Annotated in this window: 14 protein-coding genes; 9 read left to right on the plus strand and 5 right to left on the minus strand. The window is 33.7% G+C overall.

The window, feature by feature from the left end:
- Positions 1-167: 167 nt before the first annotated feature.
- Positions 168-3,026: a TonB-dependent receptor gene (locus ACNG5D_RS10730; protein WP_418183522.1), complete on the minus strand. Its 2,859-nt coding sequence runs from the start codon at positions 3,024-3,026 to the stop codon at positions 168-170.
- Positions 3,027-3,306: 280 nt separating this feature from the next.
- Between ACNG5D_RS10730 and aspS the strand changes: the two genes are divergently transcribed.
- Genes aspS through ACNG5D_RS10745 form a run of 3 tightly spaced genes read left to right on the plus strand, consistent with a single transcriptional unit; the run spans position 3,307 to position 7,138 of the window.
- Positions 3,307-5,061 carry an aspartate--tRNA ligase gene (gene aspS, locus ACNG5D_RS10735; RefSeq protein ID WP_418183523.1) on the plus strand — a complete coding sequence of 585 codons (1,755 nt, stop codon included), beginning with the start codon at positions 3,307-3,309 and terminating at the stop codon, positions 5,059-5,061.
- 47 nt (positions 5,062-5,108) lie between these two features.
- Positions 5,109-6,896, plus strand: a complete 1,788-nt coding sequence (locus ACNG5D_RS10740; RefSeq protein ID WP_418183782.1) for a chloride channel protein — start codon at positions 5,109-5,111, stop codon at positions 6,894-6,896.
- Between the two features lie 5 nt (positions 6,897-6,901).
- Positions 6,902-7,138 (plus strand): hypothetical protein, encoded by a 237-nt coding sequence (locus ACNG5D_RS10745; RefSeq protein ID WP_418183524.1) that lies wholly within the window; start codon positions 6,902-6,904, stop codon positions 7,136-7,138.
- A gap of 104 nt (positions 7,139-7,242) precedes the next feature.
- Here the strand turns inward: ACNG5D_RS10745 and ACNG5D_RS10750 are convergent, their stop codons facing one another.
- The gene (locus tag ACNG5D_RS10750) at positions 7,243-7,692 is read right to left on the minus strand and encodes a nucleoside deaminase (RefSeq protein ID WP_418183525.1); all 450 of its coding nucleotides are present in this window, start codon (positions 7,690-7,692) and stop codon (positions 7,243-7,245) included.
- A 39-nt stretch (positions 7,693-7,731) separates the two neighbouring features.
- On the opposite strand from ACNG5D_RS10750, the gene dxs reads away from it, so the two are divergent.
- A complete protein-coding gene (gene dxs / locus ACNG5D_RS10755; protein ID WP_418183526.1) occupies positions 7,732-9,486 on the plus strand; it encodes a 1-deoxy-D-xylulose-5-phosphate synthase in 1,755 nt (584 codons plus the stop codon).
- Positions 9,487-9,702: 216 nt separating this feature from the next.
- Here the strand turns inward: dxs and dgt are convergent, their stop codons facing one another.
- The gene (gene dgt, locus ACNG5D_RS10760) at positions 9,703-11,043 is read right to left on the minus strand and encodes a dGTP triphosphohydrolase (protein ID WP_418183527.1); all 1,341 of its coding nucleotides are present in this window, start codon (positions 11,041-11,043) and stop codon (positions 9,703-9,705) included.
- A 158-nt stretch (positions 11,044-11,201) separates the two neighbouring features.
- On the opposite strand from dgt, the gene ACNG5D_RS10765 reads away from it, so the two are divergent.
- From ACNG5D_RS10765 to ACNG5D_RS10775, 3 genes are all read left to right on the plus strand, one after another.
- Positions 11,202-11,582 carry a carboxypeptidase-like regulatory domain-containing protein gene (locus tag ACNG5D_RS10765; protein ID WP_418183528.1) on the plus strand — a complete coding sequence of 127 codons (381 nt, stop codon included), beginning with the start codon at positions 11,202-11,204 and terminating at the stop codon, positions 11,580-11,582.
- A 268-nt stretch (positions 11,583-11,850) separates the two neighbouring features.
- The gene (locus tag ACNG5D_RS10770; protein WP_418183529.1) at positions 11,851-13,170 is read left to right on the plus strand and encodes a hypothetical protein; all 1,320 of its coding nucleotides are present in this window, start codon (positions 11,851-11,853) and stop codon (positions 13,168-13,170) included.
- Positions 13,171-13,265: 95 nt separating this feature from the next.
- On the plus strand, positions 13,266-16,094 hold the full coding sequence (locus tag ACNG5D_RS10775) for a TonB-dependent receptor (protein WP_418183530.1): 2,829 nt from the start codon (positions 13,266-13,268) through the stop codon (positions 16,092-16,094).
- A 77-nt stretch (positions 16,095-16,171) separates the two neighbouring features.
- Here the strand turns inward: ACNG5D_RS10775 and ACNG5D_RS10780 are convergent, their stop codons facing one another.
- The gene (locus tag ACNG5D_RS10780; RefSeq protein ID WP_418183531.1) at positions 16,172-16,495 is read right to left on the minus strand and encodes a toxin-antitoxin system YwqK family antitoxin; all 324 of its coding nucleotides are present in this window, start codon (positions 16,493-16,495) and stop codon (positions 16,172-16,174) included.
- A 275-nt stretch (positions 16,496-16,770) separates the two neighbouring features.
- Here ACNG5D_RS10780 and ACNG5D_RS10785 point away from each other — a divergent pair, with 275 nt between their 5' ends.
- Both ACNG5D_RS10785 and ACNG5D_RS10790 read left to right on the plus strand, forming a co-directional pair.
- The gene (locus ACNG5D_RS10785; RefSeq protein WP_418183532.1) at positions 16,771-19,053 is read left to right on the plus strand and encodes an inorganic phosphate transporter; all 2,283 of its coding nucleotides are present in this window, start codon (positions 16,771-16,773) and stop codon (positions 19,051-19,053) included.
- Positions 19,054-19,227: 174 nt separating this feature from the next.
- Positions 19,228-20,109 carry an OmpA/MotB family protein gene (locus tag ACNG5D_RS10790; RefSeq protein ID WP_418183533.1) on the plus strand — a complete coding sequence of 294 codons (882 nt, stop codon included), beginning with the start codon at positions 19,228-19,230 and terminating at the stop codon, positions 20,107-20,109.
- Between the two features lie 208 nt (positions 20,110-20,317).
- Here ACNG5D_RS10790 and ACNG5D_RS10795 read toward each other — a convergent pair whose 3' ends face one another.
- Positions 20,318-22,114 carry a ribonucleoside-diphosphate reductase subunit alpha gene (locus tag ACNG5D_RS10795; protein WP_418183534.1) on the minus strand — a complete coding sequence of 599 codons (1,797 nt, stop codon included), beginning with the start codon at positions 22,112-22,114 and terminating at the stop codon, positions 20,318-20,320.
- Positions 22,115-22,117: the final 3 nt, after the last annotated feature.

The raw sequence follows: 22,117 nt of genomic DNA on the forward strand, positions 1-22,117 counted from the left end.
CGATATAATTTATCATATTACCATATTTTTAATATTAAAATTTAATTATTCGTACTGTATTGAGTGAAAAAATTGAAAGTTTTCATTCGTTACTTATCTATACTTTAACCAACAAGAATGCCCTGTAAATAAAATACTTACAGGGCATTCTTTTATATTTTAATTAATTATTTAAGTTTAAAGCTTACTCTAGCAAAAAGAAAACGTCCTCCTATACCAAATTGCTGCGACCGTCTAGACCAGTCGAAACGACCACCACTTCTGTTAGCCTCAATAGCTCTATCTGGGTAAACATCTAATAAGTTATTAGCACCAACTGTAAATGTTAAGCTTTCGGATGCTTGATACCCAAAGGTTAGGTCTGTTACAAGTTTCGAATCAAAAACTTGCTGGTTATCAACATTTGTAGTAGCCTCAGATACTTTTCCAAACCATACATTTCTTAAAAACACATTCCATTTTCCTGTTGTAAAGCTATTAGATAAATTTACTTTTGTTCTTGGCACAGCTTCTTCTAGATAAATTCTACTATCTTCAGGGAAATATGTTCCTACTAATCCAGCATCTTCTAAAACTCTAGAAGCATTAATATCTCCTACTTGTTTTGTTTTAGAAAACGTTCCTGATAAATCTGATTTTAATCTAGAATTTGCTCCTAAGTCTGTTTTATGAGTTAAAACAATATCTAAACCTTTTGATTCTGTATCGATAGCATTAGCAAAAAACGATGCTGCTGAAGCATTTGCTTGCGACAATAAGTTATCTAGTTCTGTGCCTGTTCCTGGGCCTGCAAATTGACCTGTATAAACCACTCTATCATCTATACCTACAAAATACCCATCGACAGTTAAGGTTAAATTAGCGTCTGGCATTTTAGCTGTAAAGCCTAAACTTAAACTTCTAGAGGTTTCCTCTTTTAACTGCGGAATACCTAATAGTTTTGCAGCACGGCTATCGTTTGAGAATGTTCCAACCTCAACAGGAATACCATCTTGAAAAATGGTTGATGTAGAGTTAAAGTTTAATTGATGTAAAGAAGGCGCTCTAAAGCCTGTGTTTAAAGCAGCTCTTATATTAACATTATCGCTTGCTTTTAATCTAGCTGCTAGTTTAAAGTTAATGGTAGAACCAAAATCTGAATAATTTTCGAATCGTGTAGCAAAACTTGCTAAAAAGGTTTCAGAAAAATCGGCTTCTAAATCAAAATAACCAGCAATGCTACTTCTGTCTCTAGAGAGCTCGTTAGCAGGACTAAATCCTGGAAATACTTGAGATCCTCCTGGCCTACCGTTTCCAAAAAAGTCTACTGCTGGGTTTTGAGTTGGCAATGTAATTAACTCGCCAGCTTGAGTATACTGCCCGTAAGAGGCTTCTTCGCCCGCAACAATTTCATAATTCTCTAAACGGTATTCTGCACCAAAAGCAATGTTTAACCCATTTAATACATCATCATAAAACTGATTAATATCTAGATTTACTGTGTTTTGCGCAAAATTAAACCCTCCAGCATCAAATGTTGTTGGCGATGCGTTTTGTAACGAAGCGTTAAAAGTATTACCAATAGTATATAAAAATGCATTTTTACCCCAAGTATTACTTAAATCAATATTCCAACCGTTTACTACACCTTTAATACCAACAGCAAAAGATTTATCTGAAATTGTAGAATTTATTTCTGGTAAAAACCCATTTATATAAGCTGGTGTATAGGTTCTGCTTTGGTTTGGTAATCGGTAAAATCCTGCCGAGTTTCCTTTTCGAGAACTCATTCCTGCAAACGAGTATAATTCTGTACCTTCATCATCTAAAGGTAAAGACATGTTGGCAAAAAAGCGTCCTCCTCTAACTTCTGATTGACCTACACGCATGTTAAAATCGCTTCTATTTAAACCTCTTGCGGCTAATTCGGCAGCTGTATTATCATCACTTAAAATAGCTTGCAATTCTGCTTTGGTTGCTGTAGGGCTTAAGCCTAAACCTGCTTGATTACCATACATAATAACATCATCAACATCATCATCTAACAAATTAGCTAAGTTATAGCCATCATTATCTGCAAATCTTTCAACGGTATTATATAAATTAAATACATTACCTTCCCATTCTTTCATTCTGCTGTAATGCTCTCTAAAATCAAAATCTCCAGTAAAGTTTATATATCCGCCTTTATCACCTAAATTTAATCCGTAATTAGCACTAATATTTACGGTTTCACCATCAACACCACCTGTTTGGTCGTTTGCATTTTTAGAAAAATGTGCTCCCGTGGTCATATTTAATGTTAGCTCATTAACATTATCGTTTAAAACAATATTAATTACACCAGCAATAGCATCAGACCCATATTGCGCTGCTGCACCATCTCGTAAGACTTCTAAGCGTTTAATAGCTCCAGATGGAATAGCATTTAAATCGGTTCCTACACTACCTCTACCAAAGGTTCCGTTTACATTTACTAAAGACGAATTATGACGTCTTTTTCCATTAATTAAAACCAATACTTGATCTGGGCCTAAACCTCGTAAAGAAGCTGGATCGATGTGATCTGTACCATCTGAAATAGTTTGTGTGTTCGATGTAAATGAAGGCGCAACAAAATTTAAAATTTGGTTTAAATTTACTTGCGGACCTGCAGAAGCCAATTCGGCAACATCTATAACATCAACAGGCACAGGTGTATCTACAGCTGTTCTACTTGGGTTTCTGGAGCCTATTAATACAACCTGATCTAATGCCACACCAGAATGTAAAGTAACATTAATTGTACTACCTGAAACTGTTTTTTGTTGTGTCTCGTAACCAACATAAGAAAACACCAAAATGTCTCCGTTACTTGCATTAATTAAATAATTTCCGTCAAAATCGGTAGTTGTTCCTGTTGTTGTACCTTGAATTATTACAGATACGCCAGGCAATGGCCCAGAATCATCTTTAACAGTACCAGAAACCTCTTGTGCTACTAACGATCCTGATACGCCAATAAACAACATGAACATCAATTGTTTTAATTGCAAAAATTTAATCATAATATTAATATTTTAAGTTAGTTATTGCTAATATATACATAAAAAACACCAAAAACATAAATTATTCTTAAAATTCAAGGTTAAATTTTATATTTTTCACAAAAACAAACAACAAATACAACATAAGCAATCGCCTCTTTTTAATAATTAATTTTAAGTACAATATAAACCTAAAAAAGGCATACCCATTACTAATTAAAATCCTTTTTTAACTAAAAAAACAACTATAAAAAGTTATTCTCTAACGTATTTCATTAAATTTGCACATCAAAATTTTAATATGTACAGAAGTCATAATTGTGGCGAATTAACAGCTACAAATATTAATACAGAAGTTACCCTAGCTGGTTGGGTACAAAAATCTAGAGATAAAGGTTTTATTGTTTGGGTAGATTTACGTGATCGCTACGGCATTACTCAATTGGTATTTGATGAAGAACGCACATCGAAAGAACTTATTGAAAAAGCTCAAAATTTAGGTCGCGAGTTTGTTATTCAAGTCAAAGGAACTGTCATTGAGCGTGCATCAAAAAACCCAAATATCCCAACAGGAGATATCGAGATATTAGTTTCTGAGCTAATTATTTTAAACGAAGCTAAACTACCACCGTTTACAATAGAAGATAAAACCGATGGCGGCGAAGATTTACGAATGAAATATCGATACTTAGATATACGACGCAACCCTGTAAAAGAAAGCCTAATTTTTAGACACAAAGTAACTCAAGAGGTTAGAAACTATCTATCTAAAGAAGGTTTTATTGAAGTAGAAACACCTTATTTAATAAAATCTACGCCCGAAGGTGCTCGAGATTTTGTTGTGCCTTCTCGAATGAATGAAGGACAATTTTACGCACTTCCGCAATCGCCACAAACCTTTAAACAACTGCTTATGGTAGGAGGCATGGATAAATATTTCCAGATTGTAAAATGTTTTAGAGATGAAGATTTACGTGCCGATAGGCAGCCAGAATTCACTCAAATTGATTGCGAAATGGCTTTTATAGAGCAAGAAGATATACTTAATGCTTTTGAAGGATTAACACGACACTTATTAAAAGAAGTAAATGGTGTTGAGGTTGAAAAATTTCCAAGAATATTATACGACGATGCTATGCGCTTATACGGAAACGACAAACCAGATATTAGGTTTGGTATGGAGTTTGGCGAGTTAAACCACGTTGCTCAACACAAAGATTTTAATGTATTTAACAATGCCGAATTAGTCGTTGGTATTGCTGTTCCTGGAGGCAATAGTTATACCAGAAAAGAAATCGACAAATTAATTGATTGGGTAAAACGACCACAAGTTGGAGCTTTAGGCATGGTTTACTCGCGTTGTAATGAAGACGGAAGCTATAAATCATCAGTCGATAAATTTTACAATCAAGACGATTTAGCAAAATGGGCAGAAGTTACAGGCGCAAAACCAGGCGATTTAGTCTGTGTACTTTCAGGACCAAAAAACAAAGTACGCGCACAATTAAGTGCATTACGTATGGAGTTAGCAGAACGTTTAGGCTTACGTAAACCAAACGAGTTTGCTCCTCTTTGGGTTATGGATTTCCCGCTATTAGAATGGGACGAAGATACAGAGCGCTACCACGCCATGCATCATCCATTTACATCGCCAAAACCAGGACAATTAGAACTATTAAAAACAAACCCTGGCGATGTTAAAGCCAACGCTTACGATTTAGTTTTAAACGGTAACGAAATTGGAGGAGGCTCTATTAGAATACATGATAAAGAAACACAATCATTAATGTTTGATTATTTAGGCTTTACGCCAGAAGAAGCTAAAGCTCAATTTGGTTTCTTAATGGATGCCTTTCAATACGGCGCGCCACCACATGGCGGATTAGCCTTTGGATTAGACAGATTGGTTGCTATACTAGGCGGACAAGAAACCATTAGAGATTTTATTGCTTTCCCTAAAAACAACTCGGGTCGCGATGTAATGATAGATGCACCGGCACCAATTGACGACGAACAACTAACAGAATTAAGCTTAAAACTTAATTTACAATCATAACTCATTAAAAATCCTGCAAATTGCAGGATTTTTTAGTAGTTTTATATATGCCTTCGTTTACTAAAAAATTGTTACGTACATTTTTAATCTGGAAATACAAACATATTTCAGAGCGTCAATTTATTTATATTTTAAGTATTTTAACGGGCTTTCTTGCCGGAATGGGCACCGTAGTTCTTAAAAACTTAACACATTATATCCGCCAGCTTTTTAAATTAGATTTTTTTAATAATTACCAAAACTCGTTATACTTCATTTTCCCAATGATTGGCTTGTTTTTAGTTTACATTATTAAACAAACTTGGTTAAAAAAGCATATTGGACATGGCATATCATCAACACTATATGCCATTTCGAAACTTAATGGTATTATTCCCAGATATAATATTTATGCCTCATTAATAACAGCCCCATTAACAGCTGGCTTTGGTGGCTCGGTAGGATTACAAGGTCCAGCCGTTAGCGTAGGAGCAGCACTAGGTTCTAATGCAGCACGACTGTTTCGTATGAATACCAAAACACGAATGCTTTTAATAGGTTGCGCAGCAGCTGGCGCCATGGCATCTATGTTTAAAGCACCCATTGCTGCTATAATTTTTGCCATAGAAATATTTAGCCTCGATATAGCATTTACCTCTTTAGTACCGCTTTTATTAGCTTCGGTTTCGGCAGTTGTTACTTCATATATGTTTTTAGGAACCGATGTTTTGTTACGTTTTCAACTTACAGATAAATTTGAAGTTAACGATATTGTTTTTTATATTTTATTAGCAGTAGTAACTGGGTTTGCATCCGTATATTTTTCGAAAGTATTTTTTGCAATAACCAATTTTTTTAAACAATTTGAAAGCAGAGCCATTAGGCTTTTAATTGGTGGCTTAGCCATAGGAACCATACTCTATTTCATTCCGCCACTTTATGGTGAAGGTTACGGTATTATGAACAACCTTTTAAAAGGCGACCATCTAGCAGCCATTGGCACCACACCTTTTAATTTAGATTTATCTAACGTCTGGATAGTTATTGCCCTTCTATTAGGCATTGGTATATTTAAAGCCATAGCCATGACCACCACATTTGGTGCTGGTGGCGTTGGTGGTGTATTTATTCCTACTCTAGTAATGGGTAACGTTTTAGGCAACGCATTTGCCAAAATTATTAATAACATTGGCCTAGATTTTCATGTATCCGAATCTAATTTTACACTAATAGGCATGACAGGCCTAATGGCAGGTGTATTACACGCCCCATTAACCGCAATTTTCTTAATAGCCGAAATTACTGGTGGTTACGAGCTTTTTGTACCGTTAATGATTGTCTCTGCAATATCATTCACCATAACAAAATATTATATTTCGCACTCTATTTACACCTTAAAACTAGCTCAGCGTGGCGAGTTAATGACACACGATAAAGACAAAAACGTATTAATGGTTTTAGACATTAATAAAGTAATAGAAACCAACTTTATTATTTTAAAACCAGAAATGAAACTGCACGACATACTAAAAAATGCCGTTGCAAAATCCTCTAGAAATCATTTTCCTGTAGTAAACGACCACCATGAATTTTTAGGTGTTATCCGGTTAGACGATATTAGGCACATGATGTTCGACACAGACCTTTACCACAAAGTAGATGCCGCAAGCATTATGCATGCCGATGCCGGAATTATTAACTATAACGAAGACAACATGAACACCATTATGGACAAATTTAAATCTAGTGGCGCATGGAATTTACCCGTTATAAAAGACGGAAAATATTATGGTTACATTTCAAGATCTAAACTATTAACCGCTTACAGGCAGCAACTCATTAACTTTACACAATAGTTTTTATGAAAAATATAATATACATACTAACCATTGCCGCATTTACAAGCATTATTTTAGGCTTTACTCTCAATGTTACATACGCCGAAAAACTTATAGGCTTTGGTGTTGCAGGTTTATTTCTCGTTGTATTTCCGTTATTTACATACCACCACTGGAAAGACAAAAACATGAAAGACTATATGCTAACCAAAGAAAACTTAGATAAAATGCGCGAAAACCAGAAGCGTAAAAAATATTAATATCTGGGCGTTACCACAAGGGTCGGGCTTTCACTACTCGCTGCCTCCTACCGTCGGCGAGCTTAAACACACCGTTCAATCCCTAACGCAAAAAAAACACGTTATTAATTCAAGTTACGCTTCTCTACAAAAAAACGTTTTAAAAGCGCCGCCGCATCATTAGCCAAAATACCACCAGAAATAGTAGTTTTTGGATGCAATTTAGTGTTTAAATTAATACAACCTCTAGCTTCATCTCTAGCCCCATAAACAATTTTAGAAATCTGGCTCCAATACAAAGCACCCGCACACATTTGGCAAGGCTCTAACGTTACATACAACGTACATTTTTGAAGATATTTACCACCTAAAAAATTAGCCGCAGCCGTTATGGCTTGCATTTCGGCATGCGCCGTAACATCATTTAACGTTTCGGTTAAATTATGCCCTCTAGCAATAATTTTATTATCAATAACTATAACAGCCCCAACAGGAATTTCGCCTTTATCAAAAGCTATTTCGGCTTCCTGTAGTGCTTTCTTCATAAAATAAGTATCATCAAAAGGTTCTATCATAATAACAAAAATACAAATTCATTCTCGTACTTTTGCTGTGTGCAAAAAAGTATACTACAACATATAAAATCGCCTAAAGCGCTTCGTCTTTTAAAACCAAAAGACTTACCACAACTTGCCAAAGAGTTGCGAGAATTTATTATTAACATAGTAGCAACAAAAGAAGGCCATTTGGGCGCCAGCTTAGGCGTTGTAGAACTTACCATTGCATTACATTATGTTTTTAACACACCAATAGACCAACTTATTTGGGATGTTGGGCACCAAGCCTATGGTCATAAAATACTAACAGGCAGGCTTAATAATTTTCATACCAACAGGCAATTAGGAGGCATAAGCGGGTTTCCAAAACGAGACGAAAGTATATTCGATACCTTTGGCGTTGGGCATTCGTCTACATCTATTTCTGCCGCATTAGGTATGGCCATAGCATCCAAACTAAAAGGCGAAAACAAACAGCACATTGCAGTAATTGGCGATGCCTCTATTGCTAGCGGAATGGCTTTTGAAGGCTTAAACCATGCTGGAGTTACCAATGCTAATATATTGGTTATTTTAAACGACAATGCCATTGGTATAGACCCAAGTGTTGGTGCATTAAAACAATATTTAACCAACGTAAAAAAAGGCACGCAAAAACAAGATAATATTTTTGAAGCTTTAAACTTTAACTACTCTGGCCCCATTGATGGGCACGATTTAAACACCGTAATTTTAGAATTACAACGCCTAAAAACCATTAAAGGCCCAAAGCTTTTACATGTTATAACCACAAAAGGTAAAGGCCTAAAACAAGCCGAAACAAACCAAGTAAAATACCATGCTCCCGGTAAATTTGATGCCAAAACAGGAGATTTACCTATAAAACCAACAACAATACAACCACCAAAATATCAAGATGTTTTTGGGCATACTATTGTTGAGCTTGCTAAACAAAATAAAAACATTGTAGGCATAACACCTGCAATGCCAACAGGAAGCTCATTAAAATACATGATGGAACAAATTCCAGAACGAGCTTTTGATGTTGGAATAGCAGAACAACACGCCGTAACCCTTGCCGCCGGTATGGCAACACAAGGCTTAATACCCTTTTGTAACATTTACTCTACCTTTTTACAACGTGCCTACGACCAAATAATTCATGATGTAGCCATACAAAAACTACCTGTTATTTTTTGTTTAGACCGCGCTGGTTTGGTTGGAGAAGATGGACCAACGCACCATGGTGTTTTCGATTTAAGTTACTTACGCTGTATACCAAATCTTATTATTTTTGCACCTCGAAACGAAATGGAGTTACGTAACATTATGTATACTGCACAATTAGGTTTAAAACAGCCTATAGCCATTCGTTACCCAAGAGGTCGAGGTATTACTATAAACTGGAAACAACCTTTTACTAAAATAGAAATTAGCAAAGCCGCTACACTTAAAAAAGGTAAAAACCTTGCCGTTTTAAGCATTGGAACTATAGCTAAAAACGTTACTAAAGCCATTGAAAATTTAAATGTTTCGCATTACGATATGCGGTTTGTAAAACCTTTAGACGAAAAGCAACTTCATACAATTTTTAAAACTTACAACACCTTAATTACCATTGAAGACAATGCCATTAAAGGCGGTTTTGGTAGTGCAATTACAGAATTTGCTACCCAAAATCATTATAAAAATACTATTAAAACCATAGGTATTCCTGATGTTTTTATTGAGCATGGCACGATTGACCAATTGTATAAAAATATTGGTTTAGATGTATTAGGCATAAGCAAAGCATTAAAGCGTTTTTTATAAAAACTTACCTTTGCGAGTTAACTTAGCTAATTTTGTTTAATGTTAGTAAGTTATTAAAGCCATGTATATCTACAAGCACACTTAACTAAGCTAACTCGAAAAACTAACCTAGTAAGCACTTTCTGCGTTAGGGATTGAACGGTATGTTTAAGCTCGCCGACGGTAGGAGGCAGCGAGTAGTGAAAGCCCGACCCTTTTGGGTAACGCCCAAGTATATTAAAAGCTAATACCTTTTATTTTTTTATAGTCTAAAATGGCTTTACTATCGGACAGTAAAGACACATAGTAACAAACGCTTGACAAACGGTTGTACAAACTAGAGTCGTTTACTTTTATAGTTTTTGGTAGCCCTTTTAATATAAGCTTATCGTAATTAGAGCCTGTATTATTAAAACAGTTATTTACCGCACTTGTGTAGGTTTGTAACAATGTATTTATTACGCCGTAGCCTGCTATTTCTTTATCTACAACCTCGGCAGATTGGTAAATATTATCGATACTTATTTTTATAATGTCTTTTATTTGCGCATCGTATTTACTTTTATCGAGTAGAGCACAATTAAAGTTACCATTTAAAATTGCTTTTTCATGTTGCATAAAAATATTAACAGCATCGTTTATAAGCGAGCCTATGGCTAATGCTCGTAAGTAACCTACACGATCTTCTTTAGTAGAAAGGGCATAATAATTTTCTGGTTTTATGTTGTCTCTAATTATTTTAGATAAATATTCTAACGCAAACTCTTCTTGTATAAGCCCAAGGTTTATACCATCTTCAAAATCGATTATGGTATAACAAATATCATCGGCAGCTTCAACTAAATAGGCTAGCGGATGGCGGGAATAACTTATATCGGTTTTACTTCTGCTTAGTAAACCCAACTCGTTTGCTACATCTTTAAAGGCTTCTTTTTCAGATTGAAAAAAGCCATATTTTTTATCGGCTATGTGTGTTGTTGGTTTTTTTGGTAGCGACTCTTTGGGGTATTTCATAAAAGCTCCAAGTGTGGCATAACTTAATCTTAAACCTCCAATACGCCCCGCTCTGCTTTCGGTTAAAATTTTAAACCCGTTGGCATTTCCCTCAAAATCGCATAAATCTTGATATTCTTTTTCTGTTAATTGGGTTTTATAGGCTTTACCACGTCCTGTTTTAAAAAACTCGCCAATAGCTTTTTCACCAGAGTGCCCAAAAGGCGGATTTCCTATATCGTGCGCTAAGGCTGCTGCTGCTACAATGGCACCAAAATCGTTGGCTTGATACCCAAGAGCACTTTGCAAATGTGGGTGCTTTTCTATTAATTTTTGCCCTACACGCCTTCCTAATGAACGTCCAACTACACTTACCTCTAAACTATGTGTAAGTCGCGTATGAACAAAATCGGTTTCCGATAATGGTATAACTTGTGTTTTATCTTGAAGGCTTCTAAATGCTGATGAGAAAATAATACGATCGTAATCTACCTCGAACCCCAAACGGGTTTCATCTTGCTCCTTTCGAATACGTTTATTGGTGTCGCCATAGCGCTTTAAAGATAGTAATTGCTCCCAGTTCATAGTCTTTTTTTAGTTCTGGCAAGATAATAAATTTGGCAAATACTGTAGTGGTAAATCTCTTAACGTTAGGGTAACCTTTTAATCATTTATGTTTAACTATTTGGTAACACATAAAAGCTATTTCTAAATGTATTTTTGCGCCAGATTTTATAACAGTAATGAAACATATTTTATACATAGCCTTATTTTTTATCTCTGCAATATCGTATTCGCAAAGCACAGGCTCTATAAGTGGCAAATTAGTAGATTTTGAATCTAACAATGAGCCTTTAATGTTTGCTAAGATTACTATTAAAGAAACTGGAACCGAAGTTTTATCTGATGAAAAAGGCTTTTTTAAGTTTGATAATTTAATTGACGGAGAGTACACTTTAGTAAGTAGCTTTGTTGGTTACCAAACTAAAGAGTTAAAGGTAAAATCGAACACTAATAATATTAAATTTGCTCTTGAAGCCAATACCATATCTTTAGAAGATTTAGTTTTAACTATGGCTAGTGCAGATAATAATTCCTCATCTACTACCACTACAAATAATTAGTCAACATATTGTTTAACTAACAATATATATCATTAAAAAACAGCTTTCAATTTAAATTGAAAGCTGTTTTCTTTTATACAAAAGCCTGAAATTTAATGTTAACTAAATGTAACGAACAACCAAAATATAGCTAATTTACTTAACACTAACCTAACGCTTTTATTACGGTTCTTTAATCCTGAGATAACACATTATTTATAAAACGGTAGTTTCTTTGCCGAAAGAATTTAAACAAAAATTTAACTAAGAATATTTTAAAATCAAACTCATGAAAAAATTATTTTTAACCTTGTTAATCGCATCTACTTTAGTATTTACAGGATGTTTTAAAGATGATGATACGCCTATTATTATAGAAGAAATAACAATAATACAAGACGGAAATGGAGGCTCTACCGGAGCTGAAGTTGTTGCTGTTACCGGAGCTATATCTTCTGATACGTCTTGGACTAACGATAAAGTTTACGAATTAAACCAAAAAGTTGTTGTTGAAGCTGGCGCTACATTAACTATCGAGGCTGGTACAATTATAAAAGGAAAACCAGGAACAGGATCTTTAGCTTCTGCTCTTATAGTTGCTAGAGGAGCAAAAATTAATGCTGTTGGTACAGCTTCTAGCCCAATTATTTTCACTTCATCAAGCGATAATATAGAGCCAGGACAAACTGCTGGAACTAACCTAGACGAAACTAATAGAGGTCTTTGGGGTGGTTTAATTATTTTAGGAAACGCACCTTGTTCTTTTAAAGGAGATTTAACCGAGGTTCAAATAGAAGGTATTCCTGCTGATGATACTTTTGGTTTATACGGAGGTAACGTTGCAGATGATGATTCTGGAATTCTTAAATATGTATCTATCCGTCATGGTGGAGCTTTAATTGGAGAAGGAAACGAAATTAACGGATTAACTTTGGGTGGTGTTGGTAACAAAACAGTTATAGATAACATTGAAGTTATTGCAAATGTTGATGATGGTATCGAGTTTTTTGGAGGTACAGTTAACGCTTCTAACTTATTAGTATGGGCGCAAGGTGATGATGCTCTTGATATTGACCAAGCTTACTCTGGAACTATTGATAATGCAGTAGTTGTATTAGGTGCTGCTTCAGATCACGCTTTAGAAATTGATGGTAGAGAAGGTACTGCTACAGGTTCTTTTACTTTACAAAATGTAACTTTAATTGGAAACTTAGATACACCTAACGGAGAATATGCAGATTTTAGAAGTAAAGCTACAGGTACAGTTAAAAATGTATACGCAAAAGGCTTTAAAGATAAAGCTGATGTTGAATTAGATAACAACGCTGTAGCACAAAACTTTTTAGATGGTGAAATTATCTTAGAAAAGTGGGAAATTGTTGGTTTCGATAACAGTATTTTTGTTGAAAAAGGTGGCTGTATAGCTAACTGTGATGATGATATTGATGGTAACGAAACATACGAAACAACTATAATTGCAGACCCAACTTTTACTGAAAGAGCTGCAACTTGGACAACTCAAGTTACTGAAGGTTCTCAAACCGTTGGTGCTACTACAACTAACCTTAGCTGGACTTACGCTAATACAGCTGGCGGATTAGGATTCTAAGATTTTTTTAGAATCAAAAAAAACACAATAAGTACTCTATATACTACTGTTTGCATACTTGCTGGTATGCAAACAGTAGTTTACAAATTATATATATGAAAAATATTTATATAGTTCTTGCACTATTTTTTTGTTCATTTATAAGTATCTCGGCACAAACTGGAACTATTGCTGGTAACATACTTGATGGCGAATATAATAACGAGCCTATGGCATTTGCTAACGTTTTAGTAAAAGGAACTACTACAGGTACCACCTCCGATTTTGATGGAAAGTACCAATTAACACTTGATGAAGGCACTTATACTATTATCTTTTCTTTTGTTGGATACCAATCTAAAGAAATAAGCGATGTAGTAATTAAAGCTGGTCAAGTAGTCGATTTAGATGTCATTTTATCTTCAAATTCCTTAGATGCTGTAGTTATTACAACAAGCATTAAACGAAACACCGAAGAAGCTGTATTAAACATTCAAAAAAAATCTGTTACACTTTTAGATGGTTTATCTGCCCAAAGTATTAAATCTAGCGGAGCCGGAAGTCTTGCAAGTGCTGTAAAGACTGTTCCTGGGGTATCTGTTGAAGGCGGAAAATACGTTTACGTAAGAGGTCTTGGTGACCGTTACACAAAATCTACTTTAAATGGTGTAGATATTCCTGGTTTAGACCCAGATAGAAACACCATTCAAATGGATATTTTTCCAACTAATATTTTAGATAATATTATCGTTGTAAAATCTGCCGCTGCAGAATATCCAGCAGATTTTACTGGTGGTGTTGTAGATATTGTTACAAAAGATTTTCCAACAAAATTTGAAGCTTCTGTTTCGGTTGGTGCTGGCTATAACCCAAGCATGCATGGTAAAGACAATTATTTAAACGGAACGGCTAGCGATACAGACTTTTTTGGGTATGATAATGGTACTAGAAACGTGCCAATACACAGATACCAAGAAATTCCTGGAACTTTTGAAAACAGAGGCCTATTAACATCGTTAACAGGACGTTTTAACAAAGAGTTAAGAGCAAAAGAAAGCACAAGTAAACCAAATTTCGATTTAGGATTTACTTTGGGAGACCAATTTACTGTTGGAGAAGACAATAAGTTTGGTTACTTAGCTTCGTTTTCATACAAAAACAGCACCACTTTTTACGAAAACAGAATTGATGGTGCGTATTCTATTGATGCTAACGATACTTCTAATAACAAGCTTGTTGCCGATAGGTTTTCAAGAGGTAGAGAAGGTTCTAACAACGTGCTTTTAAACGGTTTAGTTGGTCTTACCTTTAAAACTCAAAACTCTAAATACAGAGTAAACCTACTGCATATTCAAAATGGAGAGTCTTCAGGAGGTATATTTAATCAAAATGTAGCACAAGGTGGTTCTGGATCTGGATCTGGTTTCGAGCCATTAACAAAAGACGCACTTGCCTACACAGAGCGCTCGGTTACCAACTTACTTATTAATGGTAAACATTCTTTTGGTGCTAATAACGATTGGAATTTCGACTGGAAATTATCACCTACTTTTTCAAAAGTACACGATAAAGATCATCGCGTTACACCTTTACAAGAATCGCAATCTGGAGAATATTTTATTAGTGCTTCTGCAGCTACATTCCCTATTAGAATATGGCGTTTTTTACAAGAAGAAAACTGGGCAACTAAGTTTGATTTTAGTAAAAAATACGAACTATTTGGAAAGCCTGCTAAAGTAAAATTTGGTGGTGGTTACACTTATAAATTTAGAGATTTTAGTGTTGACGATTGGACGTTTGACAACAACGGAACACCTGTTGCCGACGGAGACCCTAACAACATCTTATTACCAGAAAATATTTGGAGCAGAGACAACAGAAATGGAACTTACCTAATTTCTGTTGATATATTTAATCCAAATGATGCATACGAGGGTGAACAACACATAACTTCAACCTATATATCAAACGAGTTTAATATTAGCGAAAAACTTAAATCTATTTTAGGTTTAAGAGCAGAATCTTTCACATCTTATTACACGGGTCAAGATGGAGCAGATTTATATGACAGATTTAAAGTTTTAGATGAGTACGATTTATTCCCTTCGGCAAATTTAATATATGCCGTAACAGAAGAATCAAACATTAGAACATCTTACTACAAAACAACTGCAAGACCTTCATTTAAAGAAGCTTCTTTATCTCAAATTTTCGATCCTATTACAGATAGATTATTTATTGGTAATATTAATTTAAAACCAACTTACGTAAACAATTTCGATTTAAGGTATGAAAACTTTGGAGAAGAAGGACAAATGTTTGCAATAAGTGGTTTTTATAAAGACTTTACAGATCCGCTTGAAAAATCTTTCTTTGCTTCGGCTCCTACACAATTAACTATTGGCAACTTAGGTAGTGCCAAAGTATATGGTGCAGAGTTTGAGTTTAGAAAACATTTAGGATTTATATCTGAAAATTTAAATAACTTAAAGTTTGCTTTAAATGTTTCTGTAACAGAGTCTGAATTAACCATGTCTGAAGAAGAATTTTTATCAAGACAAGCTAATGCAAGAGATGGCGAGACTATTGATAGAAAACGTAACTTACAAGGGCAATCGCCTTTTTTAATAAACACCAGTTTAAATTATTCTAATAGCGATATAGGTTTACAAACAGGACTATTCTTTAACATGCAAGGAAAAACCCTTGAAGTTGTAGGTTTAGGCGGTGTACCAGATGTGTTTACAAAACCTTTTGAGAGTTTAAACTTTACTTTAAATAAAGCTTTTGGAGAAAATAAAAAATCTTCAATCGATATAAAAGTTACAAATATTTTAGGCGCAGAAAGAGAAAGTGTTTACCAGTCATACAAAGCTAAAGACCAAATATTTTCTTTAAGAGAACCAGGAACAGAATTTTCTATAGGTTACTCTTACAAGTTCTAAATTCTTAACAGAATTAAAATAAAAAAAGCCTTAAACTTTAAAGTTTAAGGCTTTTTGGTTTTTTTAGTTTAGTTGTATTACAACGATGATAATGCTGCTACATTATCTGTATAAGTAATTACTTTCTTTTGGCCATCTACCCAATGAATCCATTTACCTACTTTTTTTCCATTTTTGTAAAAAGCAGACACTAACTTAACACCGTTTTTATCATAACTTAACCAATTACCTTCTAATTTACCATCTTGTGTAAAAGTGCCTGTTTGACTAACTTCTCCATTATCATGATAATAAACAGCTTCAATTAAATTAGTTTCTTTATTTAATGTTAACGTTTTTTCTTTTTGAGCAAAACTTACTGTTGTAAAAAGTACTATTAATAAAATTGCTATATTTTTCATTTGTATGGGGGTTTTAATTAATAATTCTTTTACAAATATATAATATATTTTACATTTACACAACATTTACATAACATTAAATTAACATTAAACGTTTAAATAATTGTTTTTCAGTATTTTATATTATTAAAAATAGATAATAATGAGCTTACAAACTATTAACAAAGTACTAGAAAACAAAAAATTATCATTTATTAAAAGAACATAACATTTCCATAACATTGAGTTCGTTTAAAAATAAGACATTTGTTTTCAATTATTTTTCAACATTTTAAATGGGAGACATTTATATTTATATGCTAGTTGCTCTAGCTTTTTTAGCTATAGCAGATTTAGTTGTTGGTGTTAGTAACGATGCTGTAAACTTTCTTAATTCAGCAATTGGTTCAAAAGCAGTTTCATTCAAAACCATTATGATTATTGCCAGTATTGGTGTGGCTGTAGGGGCATTAACCTCTAGTGGTATGATGGAAGTTGCAAGAAAAGGTATATTTAATCCTGGAGAATTTATGTTTGATGAAATCATGATTATTTTCATGGCAGTAATGATAACAGACATTTTACTATTGGACTTTTTTAATACATTAGGCCTTCCTACATCTACAACAGTTTCTATTGTTTTCGAGCTTTTAGGCGCTTCAGTTTGTATTGCTGTTATTAAAATATATTCAGATAATAACCAAACTTTATTAGACTTAGGCAATTATATTAATAACGAAAAAGCTATTGAAATTATACTAGGCATACTCCTCTCTGTAGTTGTAGCTTTTTCTATTGGAGCATTAATACAATTCTTATCTAGGTTATTACTATCATTTAACTTTAATGATAAGCCTAAACTTTTTGGGGCTATATTTAGCGGTTTTGCAGTAACTTCAATTATGTATTTCATTCTTATAAAAGGTATTAAAAATGCTTCTTTTATGAATGATGGTGTTAAAGATTTAATATCTGGACATCCGGCTGCTTTATTAGGAATTGGGTTTATAATTTTTACATTAATCTCATTAATTATAATATCGGTTTTTAAAACCAATATCTATAAAATTATTATTATTGTAGGTACGTTTGCTCTAGCTGTCGCATTTGCTGGTAACGATTTGGTTAACTTTATAGGTGTACCAATAGCCGCTTTAGATGCTCATACTAATTTTAGTGGTAGCGGAGTTTTACCATCAGAATTTAGAATGTCTAGCTTATCTGAGGCTGTGCCTGCGCAACCTATATTACTACTTATAGCTGGCTTAATAATGGTTTTAACCTTATGGTTTTCAAGCAAGGCCAAAGCCGTGGTAAAAACTTCTGTAGATTTATCCCGTCAAGATTCTGGCGAAGAACGTTTCGAGCCCAACTCGTTATCTAGAGGTATTGTAAGAGGAAGTATTGCGCTTTCTGAAGGGTTTAACACCTTAATACCAAATACTGCTAAAGTTTATATTGATAAACAGTTTCAAAAAGCAAGACCAACAATTGCTTTAAAACCCGAGGATGTTCCTGCTTTCGATTTAGTAAGAGCCTCTGTAAACCTAATGGTTGCAAGTGTTTTAATATCAATAGCAACATCTATGAAATTACCTCTATCAACTACCTATGTTACATTTATGGTAGCCATGGGAACATCTTTAGCAGATCGTGCTTGGGGTAGCGAAAGCGCTGTATACAGAGTAGCTGGGGTTTTAAATGTTATAGGAGGCTGGTTTTTTACAGCTTTTAGCGCTTTTGTAGCTGCAGCTATAATGGCAGTAACATTATACTATGGCCGAGGTTACGCATTAGCAGCTTTATTAACTCTTGCTATAATTCTATTATTTAGAAACTATTTAAGTCACAGAAAGCAAAGTAAAGTTTTAAAAGAAGAAAATAGCTTAGAAAAAGCCGAAAGTAGCTCTACACAAGGTGTCATTGTTGAAAGTGCAGAAAATATTGCGAATGTTGTTAAAAGAGGTAATAGAATTTACACCAATGCCATTAACGGTCTAGCAACACACAATTTAAAATTACTTAAAAAGAATAAAAGAAACATAGAAAAACTATCTAATGAAATAGAATCGTTAAGAGATAATATTTTCTATTTTATTAAAAACCTAGAAGAACCTAGTGTAACAGCTAGTAATTTTTACATAAATATTTTAAGTCATTTACAAGACTTAGCGCAATCGTTAGAATACATAAGCAATGTAAGCTACAAACATGTAAATAATAATCATAAAAAATTAAAATTCACTCAAATAAAAGAATTAAAAGAGGTAGACAGTATTTTAGAAACTTTGTTTAACGATACTAAAGCAGCATTTAATTCTGGTTCTTTTGAAGAAATTGGCTCTGTATTAAACAGAAAAGATAACATATTTAGTATGTTAACTGAAAAAATACAAAAACAAGTAGAGCGCACCAGAACAGAAGAATCTAGTCCAAAAAACACAACGCTTTACTTTAGTGTATTACTAGAAACTAAAGATTTATTAAAAGCCACGATGACACTTTTAGAAGAGTACTACAACGCACACGATGCCTCTGTAGAGCCTGCAACAATATCAAATTCAGACGAAGAAGAATAAAAAATAAAATTATATGTAATTTCAAAGCACACTAAATCAGTGTGCTTTTTTTATATCCCTCTGCATACTAAATACTTAAACATAAATGGCTTATTTTTTTCAAAATTAAAACAACGTTTAAACGTCTAAAACCATCTTTTCGTCGTAAATGAAGTAAACCAAAAGTTTTAAATTATGAAGAAAATTTCAATTGTATTATTAGTTGCCCTCACTTTTTCTTGTGTTTCAAAAAAGAAATACTTGGCTTTAGAACATGAAAATGGAGAAATTAAAAGTGAATTACAAAAAACAAGAGTTGCTAAAGAAGATTTAGAAACCAAATTTGCTAAAATTCAAACTCGTGTAGACCATTATAACTCGAAAATAACGTCTTTAAAAGAAGATGTTGGCACATTAACTGAAGAAAACAATTCTAAATTTAAAACTGAAGCTAACGGTGCTGTAATCTCGTATAATGCTAAAATTAAAATGCGAGAAACACTTAAAAATGTTGATGCTGCTAAATTAAACAACGCTAAAACACTTAAAGATTCTATGAATATTGCTGTGGCTTATAACTTAGAAAAAACAATTAACCAAAGTCATATTAATGAAGATGACGATTTTGCAGTAAACATTAACGAAACTGTTGTTATGATTTCTATAGCAGACAACATGTTGTTTAATAGCGGAAGCTACCGATTAAGTTCTAAGGCCGATAAAGTATTACAAAAATTAGCAGATGTTATTAACTCTGAACCTAGCTTAGATGTTATGGTTGAAGGCCATACAGATTCTAGAACAATTAACACCGCCAACATAGCAGATAATTGGGATTTAAGCGTATTAAGATCGACATCTGTAGTTCGTAAATTACAAAACAAATACCACGTTGCGCCAGAAAAATTAATTGCAGCTGGTAGAAGTAGCTACCAACCTATTGCTGAAAATAATTCTAGAGAAAACAGATCTAGAAACAGACGTACAAGAATTATTATTCTTCCAAACATTGATAAGTTTTTTGCTTTAATGGCCGAGAATGACAATACGGTTGCCAATAACAATATACTAGATTAAGGGTTTAGTATTAATTAATCTATTTAAAAAGCATCCTAAATTAAAATTTAGGATGTTTTTTTGTATTTAATTTATATAAACCCTAGTTATTAGTTATTTTAAACAAAAAAGCACCTCGTAAAAGGTGCTTTATTAAAAATTTGGGGTTCCCCCCGAAAGGGGGAACAAACCCAATATCAATACTGTAAGTTACATACAATTCAAGGTCTTACCCTTCACAACTTGTACATTCTTTCTTTTGCTTAAATTTTTGCGCTGCATTCATACTATGTTGGTAGTACAATGATTTTACACCAAGTTTCCAAGCATTAACATAAAGCTTGTTAATGTCTTTAACTGGCATATCTGGATGCACCATAATGTTTATTGATTGTCCTTGATCAATATGGTTTTGCCTATTTGCTGCCTGATAAATAATGGTCATTTGATCGATTTCAGAATAGGTTTTAAACACATCTTTTTCATGATCTGTAAGTCCTTCTAAATGTTGTACCGAACCATCATAATCGCGAATACTTTTCCATACTTCGGTTGTATTCATTCCTTTTTCTTTTAATAATTCTAATAAAAAAGGATTCTTAATTGTTGTTTTTATTTTGGCAATATCTTTTACATAGCTATTAGACCAAATTGGCTCAATACCTTGCGATACTTGTCCTAAAATAAAAGCAGATGATGTTGTTGGTGCTACAGCATTTAAAGTGGTGTTACGTCTTCCGTATCCTTTTAATACTTCTGGCTCACCAAACAACTTTGCTAATTCTTCTGATGCTTTCTTAGACTTATCATTTATAGTCTTAAAAATTTCACTATTTAAATTAAAAGCTTCTTGACTATCGAAACCTAACATTTTAGATTGTAATAATGAGTGCCAACCTAACGCTCCCATTCCTAAAGCTCTGTTTTCTTTTGCGAAATTGTAAGCTTTCTCCATAAACAAGAATGTTTGTCTATCATCACGATCTGGAGAGTCTCTATAAACTTCTAATTTTGTTATAAACTCTTCTAATACAGCATCTAAGAAATATATCATGGTTTCAACAGCATCTGTATCTTTCCATTTATCATAATGCAGTAAGTTTATTGAAGATAAAACACATACAAACGACCATTTTTCGTTTGTTGGCAACATGATTTCAGAACACAAATTACTTGCGTAAATTTCGTGCTTTTTATCTTGGTAACAATCTGGCGCAGCATTATTTGCGTTATCTCTAAAGAAAATATATGGATACCCTATTTCTCCTCTACGTTGTAACACTTTTGCCCATATAGCTCTTTTATCGGTATCACCATCAATCATTTCTTGCATCCAATCATTTCCTACAGTTACACCATGTGTTAACTCTTGAATTGGGTTACCTTCTGTTCCTATTTCTAAAAACTCGTGTATATCATTATGCTCGATTGGTAAGTACGGAGAAAAGCGGCCTCTTCTTACAGAACCTTGACTTACAACATCTACCATTTTTTCGAACAATTGCATGATATGAACCGCTCCTGAAGATTCTCCATTATTTTTTACTGGAGCTCCTCTATGACGAAGTTTTCCAAAATAACCAGAAGTTCCTCCTCCTAATTTAGACATCATTCCTACTTCTGATTGTGTGTAAAGGATGTCTCCCATATCATCAGAAATGTGTGAACCAAAACAACTAATAGGTAAGCCACGTTTTTTACCAAAGTTAGACCATACAGGCGAAGCTAACGAATAGTAACCTTCTGCCATATAACCATAAAACTTTTTGGCAAAACCATCTATTTTTAGAATTTCTTCAGCTCTATTTGCTATTTCTTTAATACGTTCTTCTGGGCTTGTACCTTCTGTTAGGTAGCCAGATGCTAAAAATTGACGACTATGCTCTGTTAACCATTTTATTTCTGGTTCGGCGTTGGCTTCTTTTATGGCTTCTTTTCTAGCTTTAATTAATTCTTCTTGGCTAGAAATTTTTGTAGTTTCTATATTCACTTTTTGGTCGAGGTCTGGATTAATTTTTTGGTTCATAGT

It is taken from the genome of Algibacter ulvanivorans, assembly GCF_048381495.1.
In the GTDB taxonomy this organism is placed as follows: domain Bacteria; phylum Bacteroidota; class Bacteroidia; order Flavobacteriales; family Flavobacteriaceae; genus Algibacter_B; species Algibacter_B ulvanivorans.